Source organism: Pedobacter riviphilus (assembly GCF_014692875.1).
GTDB classification, from domain to species: domain Bacteria; phylum Bacteroidota; class Bacteroidia; order Sphingobacteriales; family Sphingobacteriaceae; genus Pedobacter; species Pedobacter riviphilus.
Genome location: NZ_CP061171.1, coordinates 3,872,069 through 3,885,830, shown reverse-complemented (window position 1 = coordinate 3,885,830; position 13,762 = coordinate 3,872,069). Strand labels below are relative to the sequence as shown.

Here is a 13,762-nt window from a genome sequence, read left to right as displayed (position 1 = left end):
GTTTCCGGGAATCGCTGGTAATTTTGATATTAAAGCATCAGGTTCTACCTTAAACCTTCCGCCTTCCTACCCTCTACCTTTTTAGTATCCAAAAATCTGCTCCAGGTTTAATTTAGTTACCGGACCAAATTTTGCTAAATCGGCCATGTTGATTTTCTTTTCTGAAGCCACGATACAATAGTTGTAAGGTTTACCAGAAAGATTAGCTTGATGGAATGATTTTACATCATTAAAAGTTAATGGTTTTAAGTTTGCATATTCATCAATTCTAGAGTCATGATCGAAACCTAATTTTTTATCTGCCAAATAGGTATAAATAATCCCGTCTTTGGTAATACGGCTGGTTTCTAAGCCATTTAACGAATTGGTTTTTGATAATGCAAATGACTTATCCGACTCAGGTAAAGTGGTTAATAACTCGTTCATACCAGCAACTGCTTCATTCATTTTATCTGCCTGTGTACCTACATAAGCGATAACGGTATTCTCTTTCTCTTTAGTGTTTGGAGAAGAATACACTGCAAAGGTAGAATAAGCCAAAGCTTTAGATTCGCGGATGGTTTGGAATACTACTGAACCCATACCGCCCCCAAAATAATTGTTGAATAAGGCAATCTTGGCTGCATTGGCCGGATCGTACAAACCGCTGTTGCGTACCCAACGGATTTCTGCCTGAACCATATCATAATCAGCAAAGTAAACTTTGTTCGAATCGGTTTTAGTGTACACAAATTTCTTAATCGGTGCAGCATCAGTAAATTCTTTAGCCAACGGATGTGCTTTTACAATATCAGCAGAAAATGCTGCCAAAGTTTTAGGACCGTAATAAGTAATGGTGTGTTTGTAATTGGTAAGGTTATGTAAGATGTAGATCAAATCTGCCGATTTCATATTTTTGATCTCATCATTGCTTAATCCATAATTAAAAGGGTTATCAGAACCATATTGTGCATAACTCATTAAACCACTCAATATCGAACTTTTGTTCAATTTTGCGTTATCTCTTGATTTTAACAAACGTCCTTTTAAATCTTCTAAGGCTTTTTCGTTTGGTTTGCAATGTGCCAGTACATCTTCTACCAAGGCAACAGCTTTATCAAAGTTTTCTTGTAAACCGCTGATCGAAACTGTAGTTACATCGGTACCTACATTGATGCTATAGGTACAGGCGATGTTGTAAAAAGCCTTGCTGATATCTTCTGCCGAATATTTATCAGTACTTAAGAATGCTAAATATTGGGCAGCATAAGGCAATAATTTATAATTGTAAGAGCCCATATCAAAACGGTAGCCTAAACGGAAAATTCCGTTTTCGGTGTTTTGAACTGCAATTACATCAGCAATGCCTGCTTTACCGAAATTAAGATCTTTGGTATAATCTAAAAACTTAGGCGCAATCGGTTTTACCGGAGCAGCAATAATATCTTTTGTAAATGGAGAAACCTCATTAGCATTTGTTTTTACCGCCGTAATGGCTGGTTTTTCTACTTTAACAATGCTCTTATCTTCGCCTTTATGTTTTAAGATGGAAACATAGTTGTTGATGAAAAATTTATTGGCAAAATCTACAATTTCTTTTTTGGTTACTTTAGCCATTGCGTCAGTTGATGCCAGGGTTTTATCCCATTCTGTACCGCGGTTTTGGATAAAAGCATTCATCGCGAAATCTGCTCGCACATCGTTATTATCGAAGCTTTGTAATTCAGCTAATTTGATGTTCGCAACAGTTGCTTTAATCAAACTTTCATCGAATTCGCCTTTTTTAAGCAATTCTACCTGCTCTAACAATAATTTTTGCGCTTCTTCTAAACTTTGTCCGGCTTTAGGTGAGCCAGATAAAATGAAGATTCCATAATCTTTCATCGAGTTATAACCGGCACCTGCCCTCAACATTTTTTGCTGTTTATTGATGTTGATATCCATTAAACCCGCTTTACCGTTGGATAAAATGCTGCCGATTAAATCTAACAATAAACTTTGGTGCGTATTTTGGGCAAAACCCCTGTAAGCAACATATAAGTTTTCTGCACTTGGACCGTAAATATCAACCGTTTGAACCTGCGTTAATGGTTTTTCTGGTGCAGGATTATAAAGCGACAAAGGTTTTGGGACCATGTAGGCAAAATCTTTGTCGATTTTTTTGATTAAATCATCATAATTAATATCACCGCTCATAATTAGGGCCATATTATTAGGCACATAATATTTATCGTAATATTTTCTGATTTCGACTAAAGATGGGTTTTTTAAATGCTCAATAGTACCTATGGTGGTTTGTTGTCCGTAGTTATGTGTTGGGAATAAAGCATACAGCATTTTCTCATACATTTTACGGCCATCGTTATCCATACCGATGTTTTTCTCTTCGTACACAGCTTCTAACTCCGTATGGAAGATGCGGAAAACAGGGGCACGGAAACGTTCTGCCTGCACAGCCAAAAATTTATCAATGGCATTTGACGGAAGATCCTCTTCATAAACGGTTTCTTCTACCGACGTGTGTGCATTGGTAGAATTACTTCCGATCGATTTCATCATTTTATCATATTCATTTGCGATAGAATAATTTGAAGCTTCGCCCGAAGTTTTGTCAATTTCCTTATAAATCTCTTTACGTTTAGCCGGATCGGTAGTTTTGTTGTAAGTTTCGTAAAGTGCTTCGATTTTATTTAAAAGTGGTTTTTCTTTGGCATAATTTAGCGTTCCGAATTTATCCGTTCCTTTAAATAAAAGGTGTTCTAAGTAATGCGCCAAACCGGTATTGGTACGAGGATCGGTATTACTGCCCGCTCTTACCGCCATTTTATAGGTAATGTTCGGCTCTTTGTTGTTCTGTGATAAAATTACTGTCAAACCGTTTTTTAAAGTATAAAAACGTGTTTTGGTCGGATCGTTAGTTACATATTTGTAGGTAAAGCCACCAGAAGTTCCTGTTTTCCATTGGTAGGTTGTTTGTGCCTTCGCGAAAGAACCCGTAATTAGAAAACAAGCCAAAGTAAATAGTTTGAATTTCATTGAATTGGTTTTGGTTTATGATCATGAATGTGCACCTGTTAGTTTAAGCATGATCTCAAATACAGCATTCATTTTTAATAAGTTATTTATTCAAATATAGATGCTTTCTTGCAGGGAACGAAATAATTTTGATCTCAAAACTAAAAATATAGGAATAAATGATTTTTGCATATAAACCTTGCTTTATTGTGCCTTGAATTTATAATCTGTATTTTTACCGACATGACAAAGCAGGGCACAAAACCAAATATTTTAGTTGTAAATGATGATGGGATTACAGCTACAGGTATAAAAAATTTAATGGAGGTAATGCAGGAGCTGGGCAATGTAGTTGTAGTTGCTCCAGATAGTCCGCAGAGTGGAATGGGGCATGCTATTACCATAGGTAAACCGATCCGTTTTGATAAGGTTGATCTTTATGCAGGCGTAGAAATGTATAAATGCAGTGGAACCCGGTTGATTGTGTTAAAATTGCTGTAAATAAAATCTTTAAAGGTAAAAAACCTGATCTGTGTGTATCAGGAATTAACCACGGATTAAATAATTCGATTAACGTGCTGTATTCAGGTACCATGTCTGCCGCGGTAGAAGGTGCGATAGAAAAAATTCCATCTATTGGTTTCTCACTCGATGATTTTGCTGCCGATGCCGATTTTAGCCATACTAAAAAATACATTAAAAATATCTGTGAGCAGGTTTTAGCGAATGGTTTACCCGAAGGCACACTTTTAAATGTGAATTTCCCGAAAGGTGACAATCTAAAAGGTGTTAAAGTTTGCCGCCAGGCCAATGCGAAGTGGATGGAAGAATTTGATGAGAGAACCGATCCTTACAAACGCCCATACTACTGGTTAACCGGTGTTTTCGAAAATTTTGATAAGGGTGAAGATACCGATGTTTGGGCTTTGGAACATCATTATGTTTCTATCGTTCCGGTTCAGTTTGATTTAACGGCGCATCACGCTATACAGGCCTTAAACAGCTGGGATTTCATAGGTAACAAAGATTCGAAATCTGCAGGTACCAAAGTTTCAGCGCCCGATGGCATTAATTTAGGTTAAGCGCTGCCATTATGATTGATCGATTGAAAAGATTAAATAATTCTGTATGGATCGGCTTGGGAATTGGTTTGCTTGTACCAGCAATATTTTGTTCCATTGCCTGGTATATTATTCATCACGTGGCTTCTCTTGCCAAGGCAGATTTATTATACATTGGAGGTATTGCCATAAATGCTTATACCATGCAGTACTTTTTTAAATACAATAAAGAAAATATTGGCAGAGGCATATTGGCCGCAACGTTTTTGTGCGCTTTTGTGTTTTTTGCTTATAAAGTGTTTTAATGAAACGGGCGTCATTGCGAACTGAAGAAGGGGATTGTGGACTAGGGTGAAGCAATCTTTCCAAGACAAAGGAAAATTAAGGAATAAACAATAACATAAAAGATTGCTTCGTCGTGCCTCCTCGCAATTGACGATATTGTGATAACAAAAGAAACTATGAAGTACTACCTCGTAGCCGGAGAAGCCTCAGGCGATTTACATGGTGCCAACTTAATGAAAGCCTTAAAAACTGAGGACGGCGAAGCTGTATTCAGGTATTTCGGGGGCGATAAAATGAAAACTGAAGGAGGAGAGCTGGTTAAACACTATGCCGATATGGCTTTTATGGGCTTTACCGAGGTGATTTTAAATTTAAGAACCATTTTCAGAAACCTCAAAGCTTGTAAGGACGATATTTTAAATTGGAAGCCTGATGTATTAATTCTGATCGATTTTCCGGGCTTTAATTTAAAAATTGCAGAATTTGCAAAGACCAATGGCATTAAAGTATGTTATTACATTTCACCTAAGGTTTGGGCCTGGAATCAGAAGCGGGTGCTGAAAATCAAAAAGGTTGTCGATCATATGTTCTGTATTCTACCTTTCGAGGTCGATTTTTACAAAGAATGGGGCATGAAGGCAGATTATGTAGGCAATCCACTATTGGACGAAATTGCACAGTTTAGCCCAGATGTAAACTTCCGCGAAAACAATCAACTGGGAGGTGAAAAAATTATTGCCCTATTGCCCGGTAGCCGCAAGCAAGAAATAGAGCGTTTATTGCCTGTGATGTTAAGCATTACCGAAAGTTATCCCCACTACATATTCGCCATTGCTGCCGCACCAACCTTTACCGAAGCTTATTACCACCAGTTTATGGGAGGTAAAAAAGTTAAACTTCTTTTTAATAATACCTATAATTTATTGCACTACGCCCATGCAGCAATTGTAGCTTCTGGAACAGCTACGCTAGAAACTGCTTTATTTAAAGTTCCGCAAGTGGTGGTTTACAAGGGAGGGACCATTTCAATTGCCATTGCCAGGATGTTGGTGAAAATAAAGTTCATCTCATTGGTTAACCTTATCGTAAACAAAAAGATTGTAACCGAACTGATCCAGGAAGATTGCAATACCCAAAAAGTGAATGAAGCGCTTAAAATCATCATGGAAGGAGCCAGCAGGAACCAGATGTTAAAGGATTATGATGAGCTGCTTTTGCTTATGGGAAAACCTGGTGCTTCGGCAAAAACGGCGAAGCTAATTGTCGAAAAATTAAAAAGTTAAGCTTTTTAGAGGTGTGAGGTTGAACAACAGTATACCCAGTATCGGGTATTTGTAGTGTTTTGAACATGGGTTATTTTTAAATAAAAAATTAACATCATGATTAAAGCCTCAACCATTACCCTTTTAATTGCCATTTTTTTTATTTCCAATAAATCGATAGCGCAAGATAAGCCGGAATATCAGATTGTAGAATTAGATTCCGTTTTATATAATAGTCTTAGTGGAAAGATTAAATATTTCGTAGATAGAAACCGAAATAATTTTAGTTTTAATGATGATATTGCCTCTTCTATTTTTTTATCAAAAGCTTCGTTTGTTGCAAACAAACGATGGATGACCAAAAGTGATTTTTCTGATCGGAAAAGTTTGATTTTGGATGCCAAAATCAGTCCATATATTAATATTTCTCCATTTAACTGGACAATAGGTTTAAATAAAAAGAGAGGAAGTTACCTCATGTTTGCGCTTTATTTCAATCCAGAATTTGAAGTCAGGATTTTTAAAAATGACAAAACTGTTGGGGATAGTTCATTACCCGTGCGCACGGCATCATCACGGCCAGGGGGTGAGTTGTTCGTTAGTCATAATAAACTCTATAAACAGGGTCGAAAGTATAATTTTGGTTTCTCAGTTAAAGGCTATCACCATTCTAACGGACAGGATGGCGAAGAATTTAACAGTATTGATAAAGCTTGGGGTAAAAGGGGATATTTTAACACCTATAACGGAAATTTTAGCGACGATTTTGTGGTCGAACTAAATGGGATCATGTTTCTTAAAAATGCCAATAGTACCATCAATCAGTATTTTAAATTTGGTTACGGGCAATCATCAGGTCTGGCGCCGGGAATTAAAAAATATAATATTTACGGTACCAATAGGTTTAATTTATTTTATTCTCTCAAAAGTTCGAAAAATTATAAACGTACCATTGTTGATCATGATCAAAAAAAGATATATGATATTACCAGGTACAATCCGATAGAAAGTTTTAGACTAGAATTTTTTGCAAGTTTTATCACCAACCAGATGAATGTTGGCTCTATTTATAATTTATCCAGAGCAACATTCCAAGATCGGATAAATTTTCATTCAACTTTGCACTACAGACTGCGGGGCTTTAGTGCAGCCGGATTATTTGTAGAGGGTGGATATTATGGGCAGGACACCTATAATGCGTATTTTCAGCGAGCAGCTTGGTTTGCAAAAGCTGGTCTTAGTTTCGGATTATTTAACTATCATAAGCGGGCTGATGATCTAAAATAATGCATAGCATTAATACTCTCATTTTCTCTCTTAATTTATTAATAAAGATTTATTTTATCTGTCAAAGTAACATTTTGAGATTTTTTTTAACAATATACCATTTAGGTCGATACCAAAAATAGTGACACCATACAGTATCCTTAACTTTCAGGAACTGAACCCAAGGATATTAATTTTGATACAAAAGGCACTCTGATAGCGCCTTTTGTTGTTTTAAGCTTTCACACTTATATTATGCCATCCTTTAATAAGCGTTTCTAAAACGATTAACATAAAAAATGTTAAATTGCGTTTTTATAACAGGCAAAAATTTAAAAGCTACAATTTTTATTTAGCTTTGAATTGATTAATTTAAAGAAATCCCAACCAAATGAAATCGCTTTCTATCAAAGATATAGCCGTAAAAGCAAATGTATCCATTACCACAGTTTCATTCATTATTAACGGTAAAGCAAAAGAGAAATCGATAAGCGAAGCAGTAATAGAGAAAGTAAAAAAAATTATAGAGGAAAGTGGTTATAAGCCTAATCAGATTGCAAGAAGTTTAAGAACTGGTAATTCCAATATCATCGGCTTGATTATCGAGGATATTTCCAATTCATTCTTCTCGAGGATTGCAAGGTTAATCGAAGATAAAGCCTATAAAAGAGGATATAAAATTATTTATTCCAGCACAGAAAATAGCATCGATAAAGCGAAGGAGCTGATCAATATGTTCAAATCGCGAAAAGTTGATGCCTATATCATCTCTCCGATAAAAGGAATAGAAGAAGATATTCAGATGCTCCTTGATGATGGAAATCCGGTAATTCTTTTCGATAGAAATTTGCCAGACATTAATACCTGCTATGTTGGTGCTGATCATTTTAATGCTTCATACCAATCCATACAGAGTTTTATCGATCAGGGCAAAAAAAACATCGCTTTGGTTACCACTGATATAAATGTGGAACAAATTATTGAGCGATACGATGGTTATAAAAAAGCATTGGAAGATAACGGAATCAAATATGATGACAACCTGGTTTTAAAGATCCACTTTAACCAGGAAGAAGACGAAACGATTGCTCAGATTCAAGAACTCTTCGAAAATAAAAAAATCGATGCAGTGTTATTTGCAACCAATTATTTAGCGATTAGTGGTTTAAAAGCGCTAAAACAAATCAATAAAAAAGTAGGAGATGATTTAGGAGTTATCGCATATGATGACCATGAAGCATTCGAACTGCATACCCCCCGTATTTCTGCTGTCCAACAACCCCTGGAAGAAATAGCTGAAACCATTATTAAACTCATTTTAAACCAGCTTTCCTCAAAAGGTAAATCACCTGCTGAAGAGGTAATTATCCCTGCCCGTTTAGTCATTAGAGACTAGAAAAAAATCATCCCTCGCTCGATTGTAATATTTTTTTTACTTACTAAAACGTTTTATTATAATTTAAAATTGTTATAATTGATCGACTAAAACGTTTTAGCATAGCCGGACTAATTTTATGAGTATTACAGCAGTTCTCTACTGAATTTTAATGGATTGTGTCAGCTACAGGGATAGATATTCTCGTTGGGATTTTTTCTGTTTGTCCAATCAAATCTTCAAAACAATAAAATAATAGAAAACGTCAGACACTTAACCTGTCTGGCCATCGCTTTCGCAGATAAATAATACCAGAAACAAAAACTAATCATTTATAATTAAAACAAAACCGTTAATGAAAATTAATTTACTTAAAATTACGGGGCTGTCTGCTGCAATTGTGTTGCTAAATAGCCCAGCGTTTTCAATGAATTCGGAGTGGGAAGGCACACGGAGGTTCTTGAATGCGAACATGCTCAGTGGGCGAGTTCAGGCGCAAAAAAATGTTACCGGAACAGTAGTGGATGATAGTGGCCTGCCGGTTCCAGGTGCCAGTATCAAAAATCAAGCTACCGGTAGAACAACCCTTACCGATGCTAATGGAAAATTTGCTATCGAGGCCGATGCCGGGCAGGTGCTCCGTTTTACTTACATTGGTTACGAAACGCAGGATATAACTGTTGGCCAATCGTCAGTTATCAATGTAAAATTTGCGGTATCAAAAAATACAAACCTAGATGAAGTAACCGTTGTTGCTGTTGGGTACGGCACCCAATTGCAAAAGGAGGTAACTTCAGCAGTTGCACACGTTGGTGCTGAAGATTTCAGACAAAGTGGTTCGAGAAATGCATTAGACCTTATTCAGGGCAAGGTAGCAGGTTTGAACATCACGCGTAGTGGTTCAAATCCAAACTCTGGTGTTAGTGTTCAGCTTCGTGGTGTAGTTACAGTAACGGGAAGCTCAAGTCCGTTATTTGTAATCGATGGAATTCCTGGCGGTAATCCAGATTTATTGCAGCAAGATGATATCGAATCAATCGATGTTTTAAAGGATGGTTCTGCAGCTGCAATTTACGGTTCTAGTGCCAATGCAGGGGTAATTTTAATTACCACTAAAAAAGGTAAAGCCGGCCCTCCTCAATTCAACTATTCTGGTTACGCCAGAAAAGAATATTATAATCAATGGTTAGATTTCTTATCGCCGGCAGATTATAAAGCGAAAATTGCCTCAGGCGAGATTAAACAACAAAATTTTGGAAGTGAAACTGATTTTGTTGACCAGTTAATCAATCACGATAACCTGACTCAAAACCATAACTTAAACTTTAGTGGTGGCACAGATAAAACGAGCTATAGAGCGAGTATTAACTATCGCGATTTACAAGGTATTGCAAAAGAAAATAGTCGCGAAGAATACACTTTAAGATTTAACATTAACCAAACTGGTTTAGACAACAGATTAAAGATTCAGGCGAATCTGGTAACTAACTTTAACAAAGCCAATTTATTAGGTGGTGGAGGCTGGGAAAGTGAGCAAACCAAAAACCCTACTTTATCCAACTATAATCCAGATGGAACTTATCGTTTCGATTTAACCAGTACCAATGAATTTGCCCGTTTAGCTCAGGAAACCTCTTACCGTAAACAACAAACCAGCTCTGCCGATGTTAAAGCTGATTTAGATATTGTAAAAGGCTTAAAAGGATCAATTTTTGGCTCAGTAACCCGTGATAACCGTTACGATGGCCAATACCGCCTTAAAGCAAGTGAAAACTCATTAGAAAATACCGATTTTCCAGGTGGTGGTTATGCTTATAAAGGCGATTATTTATCGCAGGCCTGGGCAGTAGAACCAACTTTGCAGTACAACACAACCATTGCATCAAAACACAATTTAACTGCTTTATTGGGTTATAGTTACCGTTATTTCATGGAAGAGAGCTCAAGTGCATCTAACCGCGGGTTTATAAACGATTTATTCCATGAAGATAACTTAGGCCAGGGTGCTGCTTTGGGCGTTGGTAAAGCGTCGATGAGTAGCGGTAAGAATGATAATACTTTAATCGCTTTCTTTGGTAGAATTAACTATAACTATGATGGTAAATATTTGTTAACAGCTACTTTAAGAAGAGAAGGTTCGTCTCGCTTCGGTGATAATAACAAATGGGGTAACTTTCCGGCAGTTTCGGGAGCGTGGAATATTACTCAGGAAGATTTCATGAAGAATATCAGATGGGTTAACAATTTAAAATTAAGAGTTGGTTATGGAGAAACAGGTAACAGTGGTTTTGCAAATAATGCATCAAGGGTAACTCTTGGTGGTGGTGGCCGATATTTATATCCAGATGGTCAATATCTCGAAACTTACGGCCCTAACCGAAACCCAAATCCAAACCTGAAATGGGAAACCAAAAGAGAAGCTAACATCGGTTTAGAATTTAGCTTATTGAAAAGTAAACTATCAGGATCATTAGACCTGTTTAAACGTACGACTAAAGATTTACTTGATACTTATACCTCTCCTCAACCGCCGTTTGTTCAAAGCTCTATTTACACTAACGTAGGTACAATCTCTTCAAAAGGTATTGAGTTGGCATTAAGTTACGCTGCATTTAGGACAAAAGATTTCAGCTGGGATATTGATGCAACAGCGAGTACGCTAAAAAACACTTTGGATTCTTATTCAAACGATGAGTATAAAATCTTATACAAAACATTTGGTGGAATTGGTGGCGCAGGTGCCTTAGGTGATGCGATTGTAACTTACGAAGGTGGTGCTTTAGGCGAATTCTGGGGTAAAAAATTCGCTGGTTTTACTTCTGATGGTAAATGGTTGTTCTATAACAGAAACGGACAGGCAGTGCCAAATGCGCAGATCAATAACTCCAGAGATAAAAACGTAACAGATTTACAAATGATTGGTAATGCGATTCCTAAGTATTATGCATCAATGGCAAACAACTTCAGATACAAACAATTTGATTTACGTGTTTTCTTAAGAGGTAAATTCGATTATGATATCTTAAACAGAAATGCACTTTCTTACGCCAATAAAACATGGTCTGGTAACTTATTAACCAGCACTTTCGATAAATATAGCCAAATCAATGATACCTATATGTACTCTGACTACTATTTGGAAAAAGGCAGTTATGTTAAGTTAGATGAGGTAACCATAGGTTATAACTTCAAATTAAAAACCAAGTTAATTAGAAACATGCGCATTTATGCAACCGGACAAAACCTGGCTACCATTACCGGCTACACAGGCAGCGATCCCGATTTCATTGCCGATACCGGTACCGGACCAGGTGTAGATAACAGTGGTGCTTATCCAAGTACACGCTCTTTCTTGTTTGGATTAAATGTTGGATTTTAAAGTTTAAAAAAATGAAAAATAAATCAATCATATATAGTTTGCTCGTGGGTACTTTGTTTCTAACAAATGCCTGTACCAAGTTAGATGAAAATGCTTATGATCAGCTATTGACAGATAACTTTTATAATAATAAAACTGAGGTTTTATCGGCCGTTTTAAGACCCTATACACACGCAAATGCATGGGTTACCCCGTCTGGCCAGGATGGATGGTGGCGTTTAGCCGAACTTTCTGGAGATCAGTTAGCATGGCCAACCAAGGGTCGTCACGGCGAAGATGGTGGTAAATGGAAAAGATTACATTACCATACCTGGACTACAGATGAAGGCGGAATTAACAACGCATGGTCTTTAATGTTCTGGGGCATGGGTTTATGTAATGATCCGATTGGAAATATCGAAAAACGTGATATTTCGCTAATGGGGATTACACAAGCTGAAAAGGATGCATTTATTGCTGAATTAAAATTATTAAGGGCATTCCACTATTTAAAATTAATGGACTTGTTCGGTAATATTCCAGTGGTTACACAAGTAGGTACACCTGCAAAACCAGAAACAAAATCGCGTAAAGAGGTATTCAACTTTATCGAATCAGAAATTAAATCGAACATTGATAAGGCACCTAAATTATCTCGCGCTATGCTTGGCCGTATGAGTCAGGCGGGAGCTTATGCCATGTTGGTAGAACTTTATTTAAACGCTGAAGTTTGGACTGGTACAGCAAGGTGGGATGATTGTATTGCAGCGGCAAATAAATTAATTGCAGGTGAGGGTGGAGCACAGAATGGTGTAATGGCACTTGATCCCAATATAACAGACCAGTTTAAAACGACTAACGATTTGTCTAAAGAAGCTATTTTCTCTATTGCTTATAATTATTCAATAGCCAATTTTCAGCCATCGTGGCCCGGAGAATTCTATCACTTTAAACAACAACAAATTTATGGTGGTGGTAGAAATGGTAACGATGGTATTGTATTAATCCCTGGGGTTTTTACCACATACGAAGATGCAGACTTAAGAAAAAGAACATGGCTTTTAGAGGGGCCAATGTTTCAATTTGTAGCGCCAACTGAGCCTGTTTTGGCATCAGAAGAATATAACGGATCGCAATTGATCTTTGTTGATAATATTCGTAAAAACAAAACCGGATCTACGGTAAGTAATATGAGCGAGGGCGAAGAAAATTCAGGTGTTCGTTTTAACAAATATAAATTAGGGAACCAATTTGCAGGTCCTGGTGGGACTCCGGCTATTGATCCGAATTATAATAACGGTGACTGGAATATCTATCGTTTAACCATGATTTATTTTGCCAAGGCAGAAGCGATTATGCGTAAAAACGGAGGAGTAGCTACAGCAGAAGCTGTTCAGCTAATTAATGATTGTAAAAAACGTGCATTTAGTGAAGCAGATTTTGCTACCCGTGCTTACACAACTGCATCTTTAACATTAGATGAACTTTTAGCCGAAAGAGGTCGGGAATTTATCTTCGAAGGGATGAGAAGAGATGATTTAATCCGTTTCGGTAAATTTGCTACTGCTACATGGTGGGATCACTCCGCTAGTAACGCAACTAAAGCACTTTATCCAATTCCTCAAAGACAAAGAGATTTGAATGGAAATTTAACTCAAAATCCAGGCTACTAACTGGCCGATCTATCAAAAGGTGCTCAATTTTTGAGCACCTTTTTTGTAACCTATATGTTACAATTAGACAGATCTAAACATGAAGATATTTTTACTAATATTGAAACTAGTAAAACGTTTTACTTTGCTCAGGCTTTTACCACCTGAAAATCCAATTTAAACCAGCATATCTTTCTCCGCTTATTTAAGCCTGGCATGAGATATTTAGTAGATAATTTGGTAAAACGATTTACGGAATAAAGCCAAATATTAATTTATGAGAAAAATTTCCTTAGCGGCTCTTTGTCTTTTTTTAATTTAATTACAAAAGTACAAGATAAAGCACCTGCCTATCTATTCATTACAAATGATGCCTATTTCAGTATTTGGTCTTTCGGTGATGGACTCAACCAATCGGCTATTAAACATCGGAATGGAAGGAGCTGTCTTTATAAAGATTGATGATAAATATTATTGGTTTTAAGGGAATAAAGCAAACACACAAACAA

Annotated in this window: 8 protein-coding genes and 1 pseudogene; 8 read left to right on the top strand and 1 reads right to left on the bottom strand. The window is 36.8% G+C overall.

Going from position 1 to position 13,762, the window contains the following annotated elements; all coding sequences use genetic code 11:
• Nucleotides 1-81: 81 nt before the first annotated feature.
• Nucleotides 82-3,015 (bottom strand): M16 family metallopeptidase, encoded by a 2,934-nt coding sequence (locus tag H9N25_RS15840; RefSeq protein ID WP_190326514.1) that lies wholly within the window; start codon nt 3,013-3,015, stop codon nt 82-84.
• A 222-nt stretch (nt 3,016-3,237) separates the two neighbouring features.
• On the opposite strand from H9N25_RS15840, the pseudogene surE reads away from it, so the two are divergent.
• The 8 genes and pseudogenes from surE (at nt 3,238) to H9N25_RS25480 (ending at nt 13,715) form a co-directional block, all read left to right on the top strand.
• Nucleotides 3,238-4,076 (top strand): annotated as a pseudogene (gene surE / locus H9N25_RS15835) (5'/3'-nucleotidase SurE).
• An 11-nt stretch (nt 4,077-4,087) separates the two neighbouring features.
• Nucleotides 4,088-4,360, top strand: coding sequence for a stationary phase survival protein SurE (locus H9N25_RS15830; protein ID WP_167296916.1), 273 nt, complete (start codon nt 4,088-4,090; stop codon nt 4,358-4,360).
• A 156-nt stretch (nt 4,361-4,516) separates the two neighbouring features.
• The gene (lpxB, locus tag H9N25_RS15825; protein ID WP_190326513.1) at nt 4,517-5,623 is read left to right on the top strand and encodes a lipid-A-disaccharide synthase; all 1,107 of its coding nucleotides are present in this window, start codon (nt 4,517-4,519) and stop codon (nt 5,621-5,623) included.
• 96 nt (nt 5,624-5,719) lie between these two features.
• Nucleotides 5,720-6,889, top strand: a complete 1,170-nt coding sequence (locus H9N25_RS15820) for a hypothetical protein (protein WP_190326512.1) — start codon at nt 5,720-5,722, stop codon at nt 6,887-6,889.
• A 370-nt stretch (nt 6,890-7,259) separates the two neighbouring features.
• A complete protein-coding gene (locus tag H9N25_RS15815; RefSeq protein ID WP_190326511.1) occupies nt 7,260-8,264 on the top strand; it encodes a LacI family DNA-binding transcriptional regulator in 1,005 nt (334 codons plus the stop codon).
• A 334-nt stretch (nt 8,265-8,598) separates the two neighbouring features.
• Nucleotides 8,599-11,622, top strand: coding sequence for a SusC/RagA family TonB-linked outer membrane protein (locus H9N25_RS15810; protein WP_223833404.1), 3,024 nt, complete (start codon nt 8,599-8,601; stop codon nt 11,620-11,622).
• Between the two features lie 11 nt (nt 11,623-11,633).
• Complete coding sequence (locus tag H9N25_RS15805; protein ID WP_190326510.1) at nt 11,634-13,274, top strand: RagB/SusD family nutrient uptake outer membrane protein; 1,641 nt, start codon at nt 11,634-11,636, stop codon at nt 13,272-13,274.
• Between the two features lie 282 nt (nt 13,275-13,556).
• Nucleotides 13,557-13,715 (top strand): DUF4964 domain-containing protein, encoded by a 159-nt coding sequence (locus H9N25_RS25480; protein ID WP_167296911.1) that lies wholly within the window; start codon nt 13,557-13,559, stop codon nt 13,713-13,715.
• Nucleotides 13,716-13,762 lie beyond the last annotated feature (47 nt).